We start from the raw sequence: 18,551 nt of genomic DNA, 5'->3' as shown, positions 1-18,551 counted from the left end.
TTTCAGGTCCTCATGGCCCAGCCCGCGGGGTTCACTCCAATCGAGGGTCAGTTTTGGAAACGATGACGTAATTGCTGCCGTCGCTCCTTTGAACGAAGACTCGGCTGACGGCAAAAGCCGCCGACCATTGAGATCAAGGAGGTCGCAGTGAAGCAATATGTCGGATTGGATGTGTCGCAGCGAGAAACCAGCGTTTGCGTCGTCGATGATGCTGGAAGGTCTGTCTTCCAAGGAAAAGTGAAGTCCGATCCAGGAGCCTTGACGGAGCTGCTGCGTAAACGTGCGCCTCACGTCGAGCGCATCGGATTTGAGACCGGCGCCATGTCCAGCTGGCTCTGGCACGAGCTTAAACGGGTCGGGTTGCCGGTTGTCTGCATTGATGCTCGGCATGCAAAGGCAGCGCTTTCAGTCCGAATGAACAAGAGCGATGAGAACGATGCCCGCGGCCTGGCCGAACTGGTTCGTGTCGGCTGGTATCGGGAAGTGAAGGTCAAGAGCGCAGAGAGTCAGGCCACCCGATCCATGCTCGTCGCACGGTCAAGACTTGTCGAGATCCGTCGCGATCTCGAAAATCAGACACGGTCGATGCTGAAGGAATATGGGCTGCAGTTCAGTCGATCGATTGGGTCACAGTTCCGGCGAAGGGTTTGGGACCTGGTTGCTGACGGGCATCCGCTTCGGCCTTTGGTTCAGGCGCTTCTGTCTGTCCATGAGCAGGTCTGCTGTGAACAAGAGAAGCTTGATCGGCAGGTCCGGCATCTCGCTCGCGAAGACGAAATCACACGCCGGCTGATGACAGTCCCCGGCATCGGCGTGGTGACCGCGCTCACGTTCAGACACACGATCGACGATCCCTCGCGCTTTCGCTCGGCCGCAAACGTGGGTGCCTATCTCGGCCTGACGCCGCGACGAAAGCAGTCCGGTGAAACGGATATCAATGGCCGCGTCTCACGATGGGGCGATCGGCTGCTGCGAACCTACCTGTACGAGGCGGCCAGCGTGCTCCTGCACCGGACGAAGAAATGGTCTACGCTGAAAGCCTGGGGGATGCGTCTGTCTAGGCGGATCGGCTTGAAGAAGGCAAAGGTGGCGGTCGCACGGAAGATCGCGGTTCTGCTTCATTGCATTTGGGTTGACGGCACCAGCTTCGAGTGGGGCTGCGAAAAGATGGCATAACAGATCAGCACTCGATCCCAATCGCGGGCCAGTTTCCGGAGCTCGTGATGTCCCCGCCGGGACGGTGGTTGCGGCGACCTCGGTCAAACGGCTGACAGCAGTTCATCTGCATCTCGTTGGAAACGTTGCGGCGCCCGACCCGAACATCATCATGAGGCACTCGACCTCGGAAAGGACCATGACCCCGGCGATGGCAGTGCGAGATCCGGATTGACAACTACCCGCAATTAAAGGGCCGTTTGACACAGAGAAGCCTGCTAGTGGATTTCGCCTCGCGCCAATTCGGCCGGCATTATTATGACGCAGCGCGAAATGGGATATCCTTCGATGTTCAGTACAAAGCAGGCGGTCGCTGGGGGGCATCGTCAACTGGCAACGAGAGGATTGATCAATCATCCCGGCAACAGCCAATCGAACACCGTCAGCAAAGTCGACGTTGCGTTGAGCGGCGAGATGGGCGAAACAAGGAGAATTGGAATGCCCGTATCAATCAGCGGAACTCTCATTTGAGATGTTAGAAAGCAAAGATTTTCCTGCTCACACACAGGCCATTCGTTTCTACAGGATGCTGGAGAGCAGCATCGTCACAGGGGAACTAGCTCCAGGCCAAGAGCTGTCCGAACGGTCAATCAGCGAGCAATTCAGCATCGGCCGCACCCCGGTTCGGGAGGCTCTGCAGAAGCTGTCAAACAATCATCTGGTGCAAATCGAGCCTCGCCGCGGCACACTTGTTGCGCCATTGGATCACACGAGCACGGCAAATATTTTTTACGTGGCCAGGCCTTTGAAAAAGCTTCTAGTCAAGTTGGCATGCGAGCGTGCATCCAAGGAGGAGCGCATTCAATTGAGTGGACTGATCCCTCGCCTAAGAACTCTTGCAGACGAAACTTCTTTGGTTGAACTCTATGCCCAAGCGGATGCAGTGCTTTCGCTAGCGTCCCGAAACGCCTACCTGGTCGACGTCCTAAGTCCCATGTCGGCGTTGATTCAGCGAATTCGTATCGCCTGTAATGTGATGGGCGATCAGTTGGTCGCTGACGCCTTTGCCAATGTAATCGAACGAGTTGTCGAGTCTGATATCGCAGGCGCGGCTTCTTGTTACGACCAACACGCCGACATTTTTGTCGCAACGGTCTTCCACTTCCTACAAGAAATGGAGGGTAAAGGCCAATCTCCCAGGCTGATTTAGACAATGGCGATACCAAGCCTCGCCAAAATCGTCTCTTTGGCAAAGCGGTCAAGCTCATTAATCAGTCTGTCCGAGGCCAGTCTGATCGAACGGTCCGGACTATCTGCGATCTGCGCCATCAAATCGGCTAACGCTTCATCGACACCCGGATCGGCCTCAGTCGTGTTCATAAAATAGAACCGACGCGATAGGGCGTGCACAGGAATGATAGCCCTGGTTAGAATCGGGTTCGCCGCAATGTCCAGCAAAAGCCGCTTGAACCGTAGATCGATTTCCATATGCGCTTCTGCATTTCGGTCCCGACTGGCTTGACGAACCTCCTCCCCCATATCGCGGATTGCCTGCCTATCCCCTTCAGTGGCCAACCGGCTTGCGGCAAAGAAAAGTTGAGGGTCAAGCTCACGACGTAACTCCAAGATCAGCAACTGGCCTCGAAAATCCATGCTGGTCGCGAAGATGCCACGCCTGGGTACAATCTCGACCAGCCCGTGGTTCGCCAGCCGCTGAAGAGCAACGCGCACCAGAGTGCGCCCAAGGCCAAGCATCTTGCAGAGCTCACCCTCATTGATGAGTGAGCGCGGCTGGATGATCCCTGTGACCAGTTGCCGCTCGATGGCGACATAGGCTCTTTCGGAATTGCTATCCGCAGACAAGGACGCAGAATTGTCGACAGCATCAAGCAAGGGTCACGTCGTATCGGTTAGTGGGATTGAGTACATATCGAGATCCTCCCGGTGCCGGCAAGGGCTCCTCCAGGAAACCCGACCCGCGCACCTAACGATTGATATTCGCACAAGCAAGTCTTGACACGCCGGAGCGTCTTTGCAAGTCTGGCATATCACGGATACGCCTGATGTAAATGACTAGCTCCAAACTCTATCCCTGGCTGTTGCTGGCACCTGCCATAGGTTCCCTGGTTGTGTTCGTCCTGGTGCCGGTGGCGATCATTCTTGCCTATTCCTTTTTCGAGTTCTTGGGCGCCGGCGCGGAGCGGGCGGCCTTCGTGCTCGACAACTGGAAAGAGGTCTTCACCGATCCATTCTATCTAATCGGCCTGTGGAAGACGGTTAAAATCGCTGTACTGGCGACAATCGTCTGTGTCGTCGTCGGCTATGTACCAGCCTATTTCCTGGCCAATACCAAGTCCCGATTCCGCGGCCTCTTCTTGCTGCTCCTGGTTGTTCCGTTCTGGATCAGTTTCATCATCAGGACGATGTCATGGATCCATGTCCTTGGATCGAACGGCGCAATCAACTCAGCCTTGCGAAGCGCCGGCATCATCGACCGCCCGATCGAGATGCTCTACGGGCCCACGGCGGTGATTTTGGGACTGGTGCATTTCACCCTGCCCTACGTAGTCCTCAACATCTATGTCAGCCTTGAGGGCATCGATCGACATCTGGTCGAGGCGGCGCGTTCGCTCGGGGCCTCGCCATGGTCCGCCTTCTTGAAGATCACTTTGCCTTTGTCGCTACCCGGTCTGTCGACAGGCACGTTGCTGTGCTTTGTCCTGGTGACGGGCGCCTTCATAACGCCGCTTATCCTTGGCGGGCCTCAGGACTTCCTGTTCGGGAACCTGATCTACGACACTATAATCTCTGAGCTGAATCTGCCGCTTGGCGCCGCGCTCTCTTGCGTGTTGCTGGTCTTCCTCGGACTCTTCGTCTGGACATTCAACCGGTTCGTCGGGCTGAACCAGCTCTACAATACGTTCAGGTAGCCCGATGAGTTCGCGCATCATTCTGCTGATAACCTGGGCAGTCTACCTGTTCCTGTTTGCGCCCATTCTGGTTGTCATCGTCCTGTCCTTCAACTCCTCGCAGTTCGGCAGCTTCCCGTTCCGCGACTTCACTTTCCACTGGTATGCGACACTGCTGGATAACCAGGCGATCCTAGATGCTGCCAAGACTTCCATCATACTTGGCGTACTCGTAGCGTTCATTTCCACGGTGATCGGCGTGCTGGCGGCCTTGGCGCTGGTTCGCCACGAATTCCTGGGCAAGGGCTTCGTCGTCGTCCTCATCACTGCGCCGCTGCTGATCCCCGAAACGGTGCTTGGCGTCGGCCTGTTGCTGTTCATGCGTGCGCTCAGCCAGCCGCGCAGCCTGCTGCTCCTGCTGATCGGCCATGTGGTTCTTACTCTGCCGTTCGTCGTCATGGTGATTCAGGCACGGCTGGTCGCAATCAAACGCAGCTACGAGGAGGCCGCGCGCACGCTGGGCGCCAGCCAGGTCGAGGTGCTGCGCACAGTGACCTTGCCGCTGCTGGCGCCTGCCCTTTTTGCAGCGGCGCTGTTCGCCTTCACAGTGTCGTTCGACAACATCACCGCCTCCATGTTCTGGCGCCCCGGCGGCGTCCAGACCGTTCCCACCGAAATTTTCGCGATGTTGCGCAATTCGATCAGTCCCGAGATCAACGCACTTGGGACAGTGATCATCGCCCTTACCCTGCTTCTGCCGATGATCGGCGGGCTGATCCTGAGGGGAAGAGCACATACCGACCTAAACCAAAACAAAATGGGAGAATGAGCATGTCTAAGATGGAAGATGAATTCCGGTACCGCAGGCTTCTTGACCGCTATCGGTCGGGCGACGTTGACCGGCGCACGTTCCTCGGGCTTGTCGGTGCCGCTGCGGCCTCGATCGGTCTGAGTGGCGGCTTTTTGGCCGGCATGACCAGCCGCTCGCTGGCGGACGACGTCAAGGAAGTCCGTTTCGACGGATGGGGCGGCGTGGTGCAGGATGCCCTCAGGAAGCTGGCATTCCAGCCCTTCGAGAAAGCCAAGGGCGTCAAGGTCGTCGACGGCTCGTTTGGCGGCGAGGACGAAATCTTCACCAAGGTGAAGGCATCGAACAGCGGCGAATACAACGTCATCGAGTCGGCCGGCGTCGAATGGTACAAGCGTTGGGTGGATGCGGGCCTTTGCGAGAAGCTGAATGAGGCGAACATCCCCAATGTCTCCACCTTGATGCCGGCCCTCTTGGCGCCGTTTCGCGCCGTCACGCCGGACGCTCTTTCGGGTGTGCCTTACCACTACGGTGTCACCGGTGTCGCCTACAACACTAAGTATGTCAGCAAGGAAGAGGCGGAATCGCTGGGCGCGAAGCTGCTGTTGAAAAAGGAACTTCAAGGCAGAGTCACCGGCTGGGCCGACTGGGAGACACGCGTCTGGTACGGCGCTCTTCAGAGCGACCAGGACCCCAACAACATCAAAGACATGGACGCAGTGTGGGCCAAGGTCCGCGAGCATCGCGATAACGTCAAGAAGTACTGGAATTCAGCCGCCGAATCCATGGACCTCCTGGCATCAGAAGAAGTCTATGTAGCCGACGCGTTCTCAGGACGCGTAGCGGCCCTTCAGCAACAAGGCTATCCGATCGCCTATATGGACCCGCCGAAGGCTTTCGGCTGGATCATCGATTTCCTCGTCCTCAAAGGTTCTCCCGTTGAGGCCTGCGAAATCCTGATCAACTTCATGCTTGAGCCGGACACGCAAATCGCCGTCTCCGAAGGTCAGCTCTATCCGCCGGGACTTGACGCGACCAAGTTCAAGCTACCCGACGCCGTGACCAAGTTCCCGACCTTCGACCCCACCGGAACGCTGACAAACATCACGTTCGCCGACGCCAAATACTGGAACGATAACCAGACCGAATGGCAGAAAACCTGGAACCGTATCCAGCGTGGGGGCTGATCCCCTCGGGGCTCGCCGCCGCGGCGGGCCCCTCCCTCGACTTTCCAATTCCTGAGCACCCTGTCGATGACCGCTGTCGAACTTAAGAAAATTTGCAAACGCTTCGGCAGCTTCGAGGCTGTCAAGGAGGTTGACCTGCGCATCTCCGACGGCGCGTTCGTCAGCCTGCTCGGCCCTTCGGGCTGCGGCAAGACAACGATCCTGCGGATGATCGCCGGACTGGAGACGCCGTCCGGTGGCGACATCCTCGTCAAGGGTCGCACGGTAACGGACGTGCCAGTCCACAAGCGTAACATCGGTCTGGTCTTTCAGAACTATGCGCTGTTCCCCCACAAGACGATCTTCGACAACGTTGCTTTTGGTTTGCGTTACCGCAACTTCTCACGTGACCAGATACGCGCCAAGGTCGAACAGGCCTGCGAACTCGTCAGGTTGCCAAACGTTGGGCAGCGTTTGCCGTCGCAACTTTCCGGCGGACAACAGCAGCGCATCGCGCTAGCGAGAGCGATCGTCATCGAGCCGGACGTGCTGCTGCTAGACGAGCCTCTATCCGCGCTCGACGCCTCACTGCGCGCCAATATGCGGACCGAGATCAGACGCTTGCAGCGTGACCTCGGGATCACGGCAATCTTCGTGACACACGACCAGGAAGAAGCGCTATCGATGTCCGACGATATCGTGGTGCTCGATCAAGGCTCCATTCAGCAAGTGGGCACGCCCCAGCAGGTCTACCGCTATCCGAGCACCCGCTTCGTTGCCCAGTTCCTCGGTCAGGCGAATGTCGTCCCAGGCCGCTACGTAGGCAATCATGACGGCTATGGAATCGTCGAGATTTCCGAGACATTAAACCTGAAGGTCAGCCCTCCTAGTCAACCGTTACAGGCCAGCCAGGTCGATGTAGTCATCCGCGCGCATCGCATCGCGATAGAGACGGAAGAGTCCTCCTCGCACTCCGGCATCAACCGGATCGACGCAACCGTCAAGGATGCCAGCTTTCTTGGCAATGACGCGTCCTATTTCGTCGAGGTCGATCAACGACGCCTACAGACGGTCAATACTGCGCGAGGACAACTGATCGAGGAGGGCTGCCAGGTTTGGCTTTCCATCCTTCCCGAGGATTGCATCCTGCTCAATGCTAACGGCCGACGCATCGAACAGTCCGCTCGCCGACCGTAGTCATCGCAAGTTCACAGCAGAAAAACCGAAAGAACGAATGTCCGACATGCACATTATTCCTGGCGTCCTTATCCGTCGCGATCCGCAAGGCAGTCCCGTTCCTCTGGTCTTCGACGTGCCAAGAAGTGGGTGTCATTATCCGAACGACTTCGATCCTGTCGCGCCCTTCCGGGCAATTCACGAATGGGTTTCCAAGCACGTCGACGAACTCTATGGCGATGCGCCCATAGGGGGCGCCACACTGTTGTCGGCCGTTTTCGCGAACGCTTATATCGATGCCAACCGCAATCTGCTCGACATAGACGCGGATCTGATCGACGGGGAATGGCCCGAACCTCTACGGCCGGGAGATAAGTCCAACCGGCTCGGCATCGGGCTCATCCACCGCATCGCGGCGGGTGACATCCCGCTCTACGACCGTAAGCTGACGGTGGCCGAAGTCCAGCACCGCATCGATAACTACTACAAGCCCTACCACAGCGAACTTTCGTCCATCATCGCGCGAGGGGTGGCAGTTCACGGTTCGGCTTGGCATTTGAGCTGCCATTGCATGGCGACGATCGGTCCGGACTATTCGCATGACAAGGGCAAGCGCCGAGCTGAATTCTGCATCAGCGACCGCGACGGAACGACGTCGGACACGGAGTTTCTCGATGTTGTGGTGAACGCATTCCGCTCGCTTGGCTATGGCGTCTCCGTCAACGATCCGTTCAAGGGCGCCGAATCCATCCGTATGCACGGTCGTCCAGCCGAAGGCGTGAACAGTCTCCAGATTGAGATGATACGCGGTCTCTATCTCGAGGAGGACAACTTCACCCGGTCGGCCAATTTCGATCGGGTCAGAACAGACCTCGGCAAATTCGTGGCCATCGTCGCGGATTATGTACGCGGCAAAGTCGGGTCGGCTGGCTGAATTCGAACAGGACGGAGGAATCGATGGCGAGAATACCCGCCGGGCATGGTAAGGCTTTCCGCTTGGAGCAGGGTCAAAAGCTGAAGGTCGTCAATCTGGGTGGCGCCCAGGTCGTGGATACTTGGGCCTTCGACCCGAAGGATCTGCATCATCGCATGTCGATGGAGATATCCCGCCGCTATCTCTACAAGCTGCGTCCTTCGACCGGCGATGTCCTGCATACCAACTATCGGGTGCCAATCATAAAGCTGGTCGAGGACACTTCCAACGGCGTCCACGATACGCTGATCGCAGCCTGTGACGCGGCCACTTATGAGAAGCTCGGAGCAAAAGGCCATCGCAGTTGCGCCGGCAACCTGCATGAGAGCCTGTCCGAGATTGGTGAAAGTCTTTCCTACACGCCGGGACCGCTTAACTTGTTCATGAATGTTCCGGTGACCAATAATCTCGACATGACGCTAGCGCCCTCCTTGGCCAGGCCAGGCGACCATGTCGTGCTGCAAGCCCTAATGGATACCATCATCGTCCTTTCCTGCTGTCCGATGGATCTGGTGCCCACCAATAGCGCCGATTGCCGGATCAGTGATATCGACGCGGAGATTGTTTAACCATGACGCGCACCTTGCCAATTGAGTCTCATCGTTCTGGAAAGTTGGCGATCGAGGGCGGAATATTCTTCCGCCATGAGCCCGAAAACGGTGGGGCGCCGGTTTTATTCGAACTGCCGCAGAGCGGTACGATCTATCCGAACGAGTTTGCATCCCCGGCCTCGTTCCGCGATCTGCACTTCCTGATTTCGCCCTATGTCGAGGAACTGCTGGCCGGAGTGATAAATCAAGGCTGCACACTTCTGCAGGCCCTGTTTCCGATGACCTACATCAACGCCAACCGCAGCGCATCGGACATCGACCAGAGCATGTTCGCCGAAACATGGCCCGGTGCTGAACCATCACCGAAGGTCGCCATAGGCATCGGACTGATCCAGAAATGGGCCCGGCCGGGCGTGGAGATCTATGACCACCCGCTGAGAATCGCCGAGATCCGTCACAGGATCGAAACCTATCACGAGCCCTATCACCGCGAGATCGAGCGCATCCTGTCGTCTTTCAAGGCCATCCATGGCGGTGCCTTGCATCTGGACTGCCATTGCATGGGCACCTACGGCTCACCGATGTCACCTGACCCTGGCCGCAAGAGAGCGGATTTCTGCATCGGCGATCGGGACGGGACAACGAGTGCCCCAGAGTTCCTGGATTGCGTCGTCGGGCTGCTGCGCGAAATGGGCTATTCGGTCGCGATAAACGATCCATTCAAAGGTGTCGAGATTATCCGGCGGCACGGCAGGCCAACGCAGTCCGTGCACAGTCTCCAGATGGAAATCGGGCGGGGCCTCTTCCTTGATGAGAAGACCAACAAGCCATCCACCAATTTCGCCAATCTGGCAGCTGATCTCAGCCGGTTGGCACAAACTGTCGCGAGCTATGCCAGGAACGTATTCGCCCGCGCTGATGGGCCACCCGGTTGATGCCATGCCGGACGCCGGCCTGAGTAATCAAGAAGGAATTCAGAATGACAATGCTGAAAGCGGGACACGGCACTGCCCTTAAAGCCGCTAAGGGCAGCAGGCTGACGATTGTAAATACCGAAGGCGAGCAATGCGTCGACATATGGGCCTTCGACAGCAACGACCTCTTCCACAACCTGTCGATGGAGCGCTCCCGCGTCATTCTCGGCAAACTCCGTCCGAGTTTGGGCGACACGCTTTACACGAACCGTCGTGAGCCAATCTTCCGCATCGTCGAGGACAGCTCTATCGGCGGCCATGACACTCTCCTCATGGCCTGCGACGCCAGCTTGTATGAAAAGAGCGGCTTTCATGGTCACCGCAATTGTACCGCGAATCTGCATGAAGCGCTGGCCGACGTCGGCGTCACCTTCCCTTACACGCCCGGCCCGCTAAACCTGTTCGCGAATGTTACAGTCGACGAGACGCTGCGCATGAACATAAACCCCTGCGTGGCCAGGCCGGGGGATCGTGTGGTGGTGGAGTTGCTGATGGATGCGGTGGTCGCGCTGTCCTGCTGCCCCTGCGACATCGCACCGGTTAATGCCGCGGACGGTCGTATCCGCGATGTCGCCTTCGAGCTCCTGTAAGATTGGACGTCCAGATAAAAAAATCGCCGACATCTTCCTTTCATTCGAAAGCCACACAGGCGCCGGAGAACTCTCTTCAACTGCCAACATAGCGAGGAAGACATGACGTATTTCACCGCCCGAATTCGAGCCCGTACCGTCCATATCGGTTACGACCAGAATGGAGACCTCATCACCAGGGATCTCAAGAAGAGCGAATTCGTCGAAAAAGTAATCAAGCTCGACCGCATCCTGTCCTTCACCGACGATCACCTCTTTGTCGCCTGTCCTCACAACACGGTGCAGGTATGGGATTACGAAGGTGATCTGAAGACCGTCAAGGAGCAGCTAAGCTTAAGGAATCTGTTGATCGAATGACGGGCTCTGACCTTGCTGAATGATTCCACCCCCTCGTTGATCGTCAGACTGACCGTCAATGGTGCCGACGTGACTGTCGCCGTCGATCCGCGTCGGAGTTTGCTCGACATGTTGCGGGAGAACCTCGGGCTCACCGGGACAAAGAAGGGCTGCGACCACGGCCAGTGTGGCGCTTGTACCGTTCATATCGAAGGAGAACGGCGTCTGTCATGCCTTCAGTTCGCAGCACAACTGCAGGGACGCTCGATTGTCACCATCGAGGGCATATCGGACCCGGGAGGCGAACTTCATCCTCTTCAAAAAGCATTCGTCCGCCATGACGCTATGCAATGCGGCTTCTGCACACCCGGCCAGATCATGTCAGCGTTGGCTTTGCTGCGGGAGGGCTGCCCGCGCCATGCCGGCCAATTGCGCGAACTGCTGAGTGGAAACATCTGTCGTTGCGGCGCTTATGAGAACATCGTCAAGGCCGTGCAAGAGGTTGCAAATGACCTCCGTTGATTGGCTACAGCCAAAGACCGTCGAGGAAGCGCTCGAGGCCCTGGCCAGGCGTGGCAGCCGAGCAGTCGCTGGCGGAACCACAGTGCTCGATCTCCTGAAACTCGGCCATCCGCTTCCCGAGCGATTTGTCGATATCAGCCGCCTGCCGCTTGACCACATCGTGGAGACGCGTCACTCCTTGTTGATCGGCGCCTTGGCCTCTAACACGAACGTGGCCAACGCCCCGAGCATACGTCTGGCCTTTCCAGTAATTTCCGAGGCGATTCTCTCAGGCGCGTCGCAACAGATCCGCAACGCTGCATCCGTCGGCGGCAACATCCTCCAGGCCACGCGTTGCCCCTATTTCAGAGCGATCGACTGGCCGTGCAACCAGCGCTCTCCCGGATCTGGCTGCGAGGCTTTGAGTGCCCCGACACATGCTCACGCCATACTGGGTACCGACACGCATTGTATCGCGGTTCATCCTTCGGACATGGTTGTCGCGCTCACGGCGCTCGACGCAACCATCCATACTCGGACTCACGAAACGGTTTCGACAATTCCGATAGCCGACTTCTACCAAGAAGCCGGTGGCCTTGCAGGAAAGGTAACGGTGCTGCCGCCCGATGGGCTGATCACAGCTGTCGAGGTTTCGCGCTCTGATGCCGCCCGTCATTCCAGCTATCTTAAGCTGCGCGGGCGTGCATCCTACGAATTCGCGACGGTCTCCGTGGCTGCGGCAGTCCTTTGCCGATCAGGTGTGATTGAGAAACTGTCTCTGGCGCTGGGCGGTGTGGCCAACAGGCCGTGGCGACGCAAAAGCGCAGAGAGCCTGCTTGTTGGTAAGAGGCTCGACAATAGGTCAGTCGACCGCTTCTGCGACGCCCTGCTGGACGGTGCCGAGATCAGGGCGGAAACGGCCCACAAACTTGCCCTGTCCAGAGGAGCTATTCACCGGGTACTTCGGACTTTGGCAGGATCATGAAATCGATTCATTCCACGCTTGCCCGGGTCGATGCGATCGACAAGGTCAGCGGAAGGGCGCTGTACGCCGCCGATCGGAAACCGGCTGGCATGCTCTTCGCTCTGGCACTGCGCAGTCCGGTCGCGCGCGGCCGGATCAAGCGCTTCGGCCTTACGACAGCCCGCGTATTGCCCGGTGTCCGGGCGATATTCACACACGAAGACAAGGCAATGCTCAACTGGCACAGCAGCCCGGAGGTCGATGCTTTGGGAGCCGAGGCTTTGGGGCGCGCTGCATTGGGAGATCCAGCCTCTTCGCTACCTGCTTACCGTCCGCTGATCGACAACGAAATTTTCTTCAGCGGGCAATGGATTGCGATTGTTGTCGCGGAGGAATTGGAACAGGCCCGTGCGGCCCTCAGAGCAATCAATGTCGATATCGACACGGCCGAACCTGAGCGGCCGCGAGATATTCTGCCCGGCCCCTTCTTTGCCGGGGACATGCAGCATGTCCGGCACAACGATGTCGAAACCGGTCCCGAAACTGTGCGGATAAAGGCTGTCTATTCGACGCCCGCGCAATTGCATCAGCCGATGGAGCCCTCGTCCACGACGGCGGTCTGGGATGGCGACTGCGTTACTTTGTATGATTCGACGCAAGGCGTTCAGGCAACCCGCGACTATGTCGCCAAAAGCCTGGGCATCACGCCGGACAAGGTGCGGGTCCTGTCGCCCTTCGTCGGCGGCGGCTTCGGCTCCAAGAACCAGATCTGGCCCCACCAGGCCCTGTCGGCGCACATTGCTCGTGCTCTCGGGAGACCGGTCCGAATGCAGCTGACGCGCCCCGACATGGGTGTCGCGTCCGGATATCGTAGCGAAACACGCCAGGAGGTCGAACTCGCCAGCGATGCGCAGGGCCATCTCACCCTGCTTAGCCATCTCAGCACCGTCCCAACCTCGTTACGTGGCGGCTTTTTCGAACCCTGCGGGCTCAACTCACTCATGCTCTACAAGGCTCGGAAGGTCGCGGTATCTCACCGCGTCCAAAGGCGGGCAATCGCCACGCCGACACCTTTTCGGGCGCCTGGCGAGACCCCCGGTTCGTTCGCGGTTGAAACTGCCCTCGACGAACTTGCCCACGCCCTTCGGCTCGACCCTATCGAACTGCGCATCCGCAATTATGCCGATTTGGACTACTATCACCGCCGCCCGTGGTCGGCGAACAATCTTATGCAATGCTACAGGCAGGGAGCCGAGCGATTTGGCTGGCCCTCCGCTTACGTCGAACCGCGCTCGATGACGCGTGGCAGTCTCAGAGTGGGCTATGGCATGGCTGCCACTGCCTATCCGGCACCGGCGCTTCCGGCCAGCGTGCGCCTCGTGCTGCGCACAAGCTCGCCACTTCGCATCGAGACCTCAGCAACAGATATCGGGACAGGAATGCGAACTATCCTCGTCCAGACGGTCGCCGGTGGCCTCGGCATAGACCCTGACCGGATCGTAGTCAGTTTGGGAGATTCATCATTGCCCAACGCGCCGACCGCAGGTCGATCAAAGTCGACGGCAAGTGTCCTTCCGGCCGCAATTGAAGCCTGCAGACTGGCTTTGCACGAACTCGACCGCATCGATCCGATTAACCGTGAAGGCGCTAACATTGCCGACCCGTTCGAGCGCCTCGGCCGGAGCGGACTGTATGAAATTGTCGCTCAAGCCAGTTGTACCGGTCTGCCAAAGGCCACCCCCCTCAGCTTCTATTCCTTTGGCGCGCATTTCGTAGAAATCGAACTTGATGAGCTGATCGGACGCGTTCGCGTTAAAAGGATTGTCAGCGCTCTGGATTGTGGTCGTATCGTCAACCACAAGTTGGCAGAAAGCCAGATACGTGGAGGAGTCATATTTGGCATCGGCATGGCACTGATGGAGGACGCCGGCAGGCGCGAAAAGGATCTCTACCTTCTGAACGATAATCTTGCCGACTACTCTGTCCCGGTCCACGCAGATGTCCCACCGATAGACGTCCTCTTCATCGACGAGCCCGATAACGCGATCAATGAAATCGGTGCGCGCGGATTGGGTGAAATTGGTCTACCTGGAGTGGCTGCCGCCATTGGCAACGCTTTCTTCAGCGCTGCGGGCCGTCGCTGCAGGAACTTGCCCATTTCGGTGGCCCTTATGCAGACAACCCCAGAGAACATCACCGACCAGACTAGCATCGATAGCGTTCTTCCAGGACGCACCGAGCCGGCTCTGCCGGGACGTGGCTGAGATCATTCCGCGAAGCGGGAAGCAACTGCCGGTTCTGTTGCAATCTTACATGGGGTACGAAGAGAGCGGCGATGATGGTTGGGGATCATGCGGCAGCGAGGGCTTCGAACTGCTCGGCCAGGGAGGGATTGGGATTGAAGGCAAATCTCGCCTGTCGTTTGCGCATCATGTGAACCATTTCGATGCCGGACAGCGTGGCTTTAGCGGCAACCGGCGACTTGAAGCCGAGCACTGGTCGTATGCGTCGCTTGATCCGCCGATGGTCCTGCTCGATACGATTGTTATCAGGCATGAATAGGCGCGACGCGCCAATCCGCATTCCACTGCACGGACGGATCAACTACCTCACCTACCGGGATTGGGGTGCGGGGAGCACGCATGGCGGGCAGGCCGAGGTATCTGACGAGCTGCGAGCTCGAGTTGTTATCTGGCCGCCCCTTTCGACTTGCCGGTTGCGCTGCGAGCGCGGATCCGTAGTTGTCGTGTAGCCCGCCGGCTCCCATGGTTGCTGACCCTGGAAAGGAGCCGGGAATGAGAACCATTGCCCTTGATGTCCACCGATCATTCGCTCAAGATGCGAAAAGCCATTCTGCAGCTGTCAACAAACTGGCTGACCGGCGATCGGTTGCAGCCTGATATCCACTAGCGGTTTTAGCAAGGGCTTTGAAATGACAGTTTCTGTTATGATGTCGGAGCTCTCTTGGAGCGAGTACGAGCGTCGCATGCGGGAGGAGGACGCGGTAGTTCTGCTCGCCGTGGGCGCGGTCGAGCAGCACGGATATCATCTACCGCTTGGCACCGATTGGATGCTGGGCAACTACATTGCAAGGCGTGTTGCCGAGCAGGTGAAGGGCATCGTGGCCCCCCCGATCATGTATGCGGCGAGATCGCAAATCAGGACCGGCGGCGGGCCCCAAAGGATGGGGGGCGTCAATCTCCGCCCCGAGACGCTGATCGACATGGTGTATGACGTGCTGATGGAACTCGCACGGCATGGAGCGAGGAAGATCGCTGTCATTGATGCTCACTTCGAGAACAGATTCCTTCTCGATGAGGCCTGCTACCGGGCTCAGCAGGATCTTGAACTTAGGGGGGTGAAGGATTTCACGATCGTCAAGATCCTTTACCCTGAGCGCATCAAGCCGGAGACGATCAACATCGTCTATCGAGGCAAGGAGTTTCCTGGCCTGGACCTCGAGCATGCAGCGCTGCTCGAAACCTCAATGATGCTGTACTGCCACCCTGAACTGGTTGACGAATCTAAGGTTGTCGACGAGCCGCCAGCCGACTTCCCGCCTTATGATGTGTTTCCGGTGCGGCCGAACTGGGTTCCGGCATCCGGCTGTTTGTCATCACCTCGCAATTCGACGCGCGACATCGGCGAGCTCCTCATCGAGGAATTCGTTGAAAATGCAGCTAATATTGTGCGCAAGGAGTACAGATAAGAAAATGGCTTTTGCTGAAATCGGCGGCTGACTTTACTGGGTAATCCGGCCAGACATCGTTCGGCGAGGATCTGTCGCAAACTCTTCGGTAATGGAATCGAGGGCATGAAGGCTCTTCAGTTTCTCGGGAGCTTGTTATGTTCAAGGGTCGTCATTTCGACCAGTCGGTGATCCTGCTGTGCGTACGCTGGTACCTGGCCTACAATCTCAGCCTGCGTGATCTTGAGGAGATGATGGGCGAACGCGGCCTGTGCGTCGATCACTCCACTGTGCATCGCTGGGTTGTCCGCTTCTCGCCGCAACTGCTGGAGCGCTTCAACCGGCGCAAGCGGACCGTCGCCGGCAAGTGGCATATGGACGAGACCTATATCAAGGTTCGCGGGCAATGGATGTATCTCTACCGTGCCATCGACAGCGTCGGCGACACGGTCGAGTTCTTCTTCAGCGAACACCGTGACCTGGTGGCGGCCAAACGCTTCCTGCGCAAGGCGTTGCAGCATCATGGCCACCCCGAGCGCATCGTCATTGACGGCAGCCAGACCAATCGCGAGGCGATCGTTTGCTGTGACGCGGAATGTCGGCTGCGGGATCGCTCGCGGCGGCGGCTCAAGCCGATCCGCATCCGAAAGAGCCAGTATCTCAACAACCGGATCGAGCAGGATCACCGGCGCATCAAGCGCCGCATCCGCTCCATGCTCGGCTTCAAGTCGCAGGCGAGCGCCGCCACCATCCTGTCCGGCATCGAGATGATCCACATGATGCGCAAGCGACAGGCGAGGTATGCCTACAATCCCAGTCCGTCGATCGCCGAGCAGTTCGATATCCTCGCTGCCTGACGGACAGGCCGAAATGGCCGTTCACTACCCCATTTCCAAGTTTGCGACAGAACCGTTCAATCTCGATGCTTCGAAAAAATCAGGACGGCAAGTCGAGGCACTCGACAGCCCTTCTAAGCGCCGTGACGAATGCGATCGCTACTTGCGACAGTTCGCGCATGGCGGGATATAGAATCCACGTATCAAACGGTATGATGGGTTCGAGTGGCCGTACGGCTACCTCGTCCTGGCGAAATTGCGAGGCGCTGAACGGGTCGACAATGGTAACGCCGGCTCCGTTCGCGACAAAGGCGCAAGCGGTTGCGCCGATATGCGTTTCGATCTCTATTTGCCGAGCGATGTTCAACTGGTCGAAGAGACGATCGATCGTATTCCTTAGATGGTCTTCGCTGGCCAACGAAATGAACGGCTCGTTGCGTAGATCTGTCGCTCTAACCACACTTCTGGCAGCTAGCCTGTGTTTGATCGGCAAGACGCAGACAGCCTGCGTGCGGCACAAATATTCGAACCGTACCCCCGGATTGTCGACCGAGAGCGCCCCGAAGCCAAGGTCGACCTGCTGGTTTGCGACATGGTCAACCACCGATCTCGATGTGTGGCTGTGCAGCACGATGCGTACGTCGGGGTGGCTGTGCGAAAATTCGGCGATCACCGCGGGCAGGAATCTCAGCGCCATGGCGGGCAGGGCGGAGATGCTGAGCTGGCCTCGTTTCAGCAACCGAATGTCGGCCGCAGCCTGTTCGATGCGATCGATTCCGACAAACACCCGCTCAATTTCGGCGTGCAGCATTTTTGCTTCGGGGCTCGGCGACAGCCGCCCTCTCTTCCTCAAGAATAGTGGAAACCCGCACTCCCGCTCCATGGCCGCGATCAGCTTGCTGATCGCCGGTTGCGAAATGCCCAGCCGCTCACCGGCCTGAGTGACGGTGTGGCCGTTCATGAGCGCGCTAAACGCCTGGAGCTGACGGATGATCATCAACGCGCCCTGCCACGTTTTCCATGCCGGTGACGTCAAACGGCAAATGGGGCTTTCCCGAATTACGACAGGATGCATCTAACCCGCCGGAATGCAATACGATGAGGGCGTATCGCCCGCCACGCGTCAAAGGCGCACGCCCGGCCGGACGTTTCGGTAGCCGGCTTTTCGCAAATCGGCGGGATTGTGGCCCGCCGAGACGCAGACCACGACATCGCCGGTCAGATCGGAGAAATCGGCCCGGAAATGCACCGAGCTCTTCAATGCAATGATCCAGTCGGCGTCGAGGTCGAAGCCGAGATGCAGAAGCAGGGACCTGTCCATCGTCTGGAACCTCCGGCTGGCGACGATGACGTGTACCTGGCCGGTCCGCAGGACGGCGACAGGGCCGATGTCATTGACGATCCCGTGGAACACGGGGCCGGTGTTTTCGAAGATGCCGGCAAATACGCGCTCCACGCGCCAGTTGGCCAAGACCGGCGCCTCCACGGACCATGGTGATTTCCCGCCGACCGCAACGACCAGGTCGGCGCCTTCTCCTGCGTCGGCAGCCGCACGCGCCGCCGCCGGATCGCAGATCAGGGCGACAATCGCCTTCGCGCGGGCCTCGATCAGCCCCCGCAGGATTCCGGTTGTATCGCAGCTGCCGCCGGCGCCGGGATTGTCCTGCGTGTCCGCAAGGATCACCGGCCGCCCCGTTCTCGCGCCGATTTCCAGTGCCCTCGCGATAACCTCTTGCGGTCCGGCCCGTGGCCTTGAGAAATCGTCTTCGATGGCGAGAAGGTCGCTTTCGATGCGGGAAGCCGCCTGGTCGACGTCGTGCTGCGATCTCCCGTAGACCACGAACGCAGGCGCTGTCACGTTGTTTGTAGCAATACAGCCTGAAGCGCCGGGAGCAGATATCAGGCGAGCGTTCCGGTTACGGCT

At 58.4% G+C, this 18,551-nt stretch carries 20 protein-coding genes and 1 pseudogene; 17 read left to right on the top strand and 4 right to left on the bottom strand.

All coding sequences use genetic code 11. The annotated features are described in order from the left end of the window. Window positions 1-147 precede the first annotated feature (147 nt). From AC07SZ_RS33530 to AC07SZ_RS33520, 3 genes are all read left to right on the top strand, one after another. The gene (locus AC07SZ_RS33530; protein WP_494917651.1) at window positions 148-1,176 is read left to right on the top strand and encodes an IS110 family RNA-guided transposase; all 1,029 of its coding nucleotides are present in this window, start codon (window positions 148-150) and stop codon (window positions 1,174-1,176) included. A 327-nt stretch (window positions 1,177-1,503) separates the two neighbouring features. Beyond that, on the top strand, window positions 1,504-1,686 hold the full coding sequence (locus tag AC07SZ_RS33525) for a hypothetical protein (RefSeq protein WP_494917650.1): 183 nt from the start codon (window positions 1,504-1,506) through the stop codon (window positions 1,684-1,686). Between the two features lies 1 nt (window position 1,687). Continuing rightward, a complete protein-coding gene (locus AC07SZ_RS33520) occupies window positions 1,688-2,365 on the top strand; it encodes a GntR family transcriptional regulator (RefSeq protein ID WP_494917649.1) in 678 nt (225 codons plus the stop codon). On the opposite strand, the gene AC07SZ_RS33515 is transcribed toward AC07SZ_RS33520, so the two are convergent. Continuing rightward, window positions 2,362-3,048, bottom strand: coding sequence for a GntR family transcriptional regulator (locus AC07SZ_RS33515; RefSeq protein ID WP_494917648.1), 687 nt, complete (start codon window positions 3,046-3,048; stop codon window positions 2,362-2,364). The genes AC07SZ_RS33520 and AC07SZ_RS33515 overlap by 4 nt on opposite strands. 176 nt (window positions 3,049-3,224) lie before the next feature. Between AC07SZ_RS33515 and AC07SZ_RS33510 the strand changes: the two genes are divergently transcribed. The 12 genes from AC07SZ_RS33510 (at window position 3,225) to AC07SZ_RS33455 (ending at window position 14,367) form a co-directional block, all read left to right on the top strand. Continuing rightward, window positions 3,225-4,085, top strand: a complete 861-nt coding sequence (locus tag AC07SZ_RS33510) for an ABC transporter permease (protein WP_494917647.1) — start codon at window positions 3,225-3,227, stop codon at window positions 4,083-4,085. A gap of 4 nt (window positions 4,086-4,089) precedes the next feature. Next, on the top strand, window positions 4,090-4,893 hold the full coding sequence (locus tag AC07SZ_RS33505; RefSeq protein ID WP_494917646.1) for an ABC transporter permease: 804 nt from the start codon (window positions 4,090-4,092) through the stop codon (window positions 4,891-4,893). 2 nt (window positions 4,894-4,895) lie between these two features. Then, window positions 4,896-6,059, top strand: coding sequence for an ABC transporter substrate-binding protein (locus AC07SZ_RS33500; protein ID WP_494917645.1), 1,164 nt, complete (start codon window positions 4,896-4,898; stop codon window positions 6,057-6,059). A gap of 66 nt (window positions 6,060-6,125) precedes the next feature. Further along, a complete protein-coding gene (locus AC07SZ_RS33495; RefSeq protein WP_494917644.1) occupies window positions 6,126-7,235 on the top strand; it encodes an ABC transporter ATP-binding protein in 1,110 nt (369 codons plus the stop codon). 37 nt (window positions 7,236-7,272) lie between these two features. Then, window positions 7,273-8,148: an N-formylglutamate amidohydrolase gene (locus AC07SZ_RS33490; RefSeq protein WP_494917643.1), complete on the top strand. Its 876-nt coding sequence runs from the start codon at window positions 7,273-7,275 to the stop codon at window positions 8,146-8,148. A gap of 23 nt (window positions 8,149-8,171) precedes the next feature. Beyond that, entirely contained in the window at window positions 8,172-8,756 is a 585-nt protein-coding gene (locus tag AC07SZ_RS33485; RefSeq protein WP_494917642.1) for a DUF1989 domain-containing protein, read from the top strand. A gap of 2 nt (window positions 8,757-8,758) precedes the next feature. After that, window positions 8,759-9,673, top strand: coding sequence for an N-formylglutamate amidohydrolase (locus AC07SZ_RS33480; protein WP_494917641.1), 915 nt, complete (start codon window positions 8,759-8,761; stop codon window positions 9,671-9,673). Between the two features lie 44 nt (window positions 9,674-9,717). After that, a complete protein-coding gene (locus AC07SZ_RS33475) occupies window positions 9,718-10,302 on the top strand; it encodes a DUF1989 domain-containing protein (protein ID WP_494917640.1) in 585 nt (194 codons plus the stop codon). Window positions 10,303-10,404: 102 nt separating this feature from the next. Continuing rightward, window positions 10,405-10,659, top strand: coding sequence for a hypothetical protein (locus AC07SZ_RS33470; protein WP_494917639.1), 255 nt, complete (start codon window positions 10,405-10,407; stop codon window positions 10,657-10,659). 12 nt (window positions 10,660-10,671) lie between these two features. Continuing rightward, window positions 10,672-11,160, top strand: a complete 489-nt coding sequence (locus tag AC07SZ_RS33465; RefSeq protein WP_494917638.1) for a (2Fe-2S)-binding protein — start codon at window positions 10,672-10,674, stop codon at window positions 11,158-11,160. After that, window positions 11,147-12,124, top strand: a complete 978-nt coding sequence (locus AC07SZ_RS33460) for an FAD binding domain-containing protein (RefSeq protein ID WP_494917637.1) — start codon at window positions 11,147-11,149, stop codon at window positions 12,122-12,124. Before AC07SZ_RS33465 ends, AC07SZ_RS33460 begins: the two co-directional genes overlap by 14 nt. Then, on the top strand, window positions 12,121-14,367 hold the full coding sequence (locus tag AC07SZ_RS33455) for a xanthine dehydrogenase family protein molybdopterin-binding subunit (protein ID WP_494917636.1): 2,247 nt from the start codon (window positions 12,121-12,123) through the stop codon (window positions 14,365-14,367). The genes AC07SZ_RS33460 and AC07SZ_RS33455 overlap by 4 nt, the downstream gene beginning before the upstream one ends. 85 nt (window positions 14,368-14,452) lie before the next feature. On the opposite strand, the pseudogene AC07SZ_RS33450 reads toward AC07SZ_RS33455, so the two are convergent. Further along, window positions 14,453-14,650 (bottom strand): annotated as a pseudogene (locus AC07SZ_RS33450) (DDE-type integrase/transposase/recombinase); the annotation flags it as partial. Between the two features lie 385 nt (window positions 14,651-15,035). Between AC07SZ_RS33450 and AC07SZ_RS33445 the strand changes: the two are divergent. After that, window positions 15,036-15,812: a creatininase gene (locus AC07SZ_RS33445; protein ID WP_494917635.1), complete on the top strand. Its 777-nt coding sequence runs from the start codon at window positions 15,036-15,038 to the stop codon at window positions 15,810-15,812. 137 nt (window positions 15,813-15,949) lie between these two features. After that, window positions 15,950-16,648, top strand: coding sequence for an IS6 family transposase (locus tag AC07SZ_RS33440; protein ID WP_494917634.1), 699 nt, complete (start codon window positions 15,950-15,952; stop codon window positions 16,646-16,648). Window positions 16,649-16,727: 79 nt separating this feature from the next. Here AC07SZ_RS33440 and AC07SZ_RS33435 read toward each other — a convergent pair whose 3' ends face one another. Both AC07SZ_RS33435 and AC07SZ_RS33430 read right to left on the bottom strand, forming a co-directional pair. Continuing rightward, the gene (locus AC07SZ_RS33435) at window positions 16,728-17,624 is read right to left on the bottom strand and encodes a LysR substrate-binding domain-containing protein (RefSeq protein ID WP_494917633.1); all 897 of its coding nucleotides are present in this window, start codon (window positions 17,622-17,624) and stop codon (window positions 16,728-16,730) included. Between the two features lie 126 nt (window positions 17,625-17,750). After that, window positions 17,751-18,485, bottom strand: a complete 735-nt coding sequence (locus tag AC07SZ_RS33430) for an MlrC C-terminal domain-containing protein (protein ID WP_494917632.1) — start codon at window positions 18,483-18,485, stop codon at window positions 17,751-17,753. Between the last annotated feature and the right edge of the window lie 66 nt (window positions 18,486-18,551).

It is taken from the genome of Mesorhizobium sp. GW821-FHT07A06, from assembly GCF_059419085.1.
This window is presented reverse-complemented; position numbering and strand designations above follow the sequence as displayed.

Bases quoted from the DNA above. Each gene is read 5' to 3' on its own strand.
- AC07SZ_RS33525 (WP_494917650.1), top strand. From the start codon at position 1,504: ATGTTCAGTACAAAGCAGGCGGTCGCTGGGGGGCATCGTCAACTGGCA.
- AC07SZ_RS33520 (WP_494917649.1), top strand. From the start codon at position 1,688: ATGTTAGAAAGCAAAGATTTTCCTGCTCACACACAGGCCATTCGTTTC.
- AC07SZ_RS33510 (WP_494917647.1), top strand. From the start codon at position 3,225: ATGACTAGCTCCAAACTCTATCCCTGGCTGTTGCTGGCACCTGCCATA.
- AC07SZ_RS33505 (WP_494917646.1), top strand. From the start codon at position 4,090: ATGAGTTCGCGCATCATTCTGCTGATAACCTGGGCAGTCTACCTGTTC.
- AC07SZ_RS33500 (WP_494917645.1), top strand. From the start codon at position 4,896: ATGTCTAAGATGGAAGATGAATTCCGGTACCGCAGGCTTCTTGACCGC.
- AC07SZ_RS33495 (WP_494917644.1), top strand. From the start codon at position 6,126: ATGACCGCTGTCGAACTTAAGAAAATTTGCAAACGCTTCGGCAGCTTC.
- AC07SZ_RS33490 (WP_494917643.1), top strand. From the start codon at position 7,273: ATGTCCGACATGCACATTATTCCTGGCGTCCTTATCCGTCGCGATCCG.
- AC07SZ_RS33485 (WP_494917642.1), top strand. From the start codon at position 8,172: ATGGCGAGAATACCCGCCGGGCATGGTAAGGCTTTCCGCTTGGAGCAG.
- AC07SZ_RS33480 (WP_494917641.1), top strand. From the start codon at position 8,759: ATGACGCGCACCTTGCCAATTGAGTCTCATCGTTCTGGAAAGTTGGCG.
- AC07SZ_RS33475 (WP_494917640.1), top strand. From the start codon at position 9,718: ATGACAATGCTGAAAGCGGGACACGGCACTGCCCTTAAAGCCGCTAAG.
- AC07SZ_RS33470 (WP_494917639.1), top strand. From the start codon at position 10,405: ATGACGTATTTCACCGCCCGAATTCGAGCCCGTACCGTCCATATCGGT.
- AC07SZ_RS33460 (WP_494917637.1), top strand. From the start codon at position 11,147: ATGACCTCCGTTGATTGGCTACAGCCAAAGACCGTCGAGGAAGCGCTC.
- AC07SZ_RS33455 (WP_494917636.1), top strand. From the start codon at position 12,121: ATGAAATCGATTCATTCCACGCTTGCCCGGGTCGATGCGATCGACAAG.
- AC07SZ_RS33445 (WP_494917635.1), top strand. From the start codon at position 15,036: ATGACAGTTTCTGTTATGATGTCGGAGCTCTCTTGGAGCGAGTACGAG.
- AC07SZ_RS33440 (WP_494917634.1), top strand. From the start codon at position 15,950: ATGTTCAAGGGTCGTCATTTCGACCAGTCGGTGATCCTGCTGTGCGTA.
- AC07SZ_RS33435 (WP_494917633.1), bottom strand. From the start codon at position 17,624: ATGATCATCCGTCAGCTCCAGGCGTTTAGCGCGCTCATGAACGGCCAC.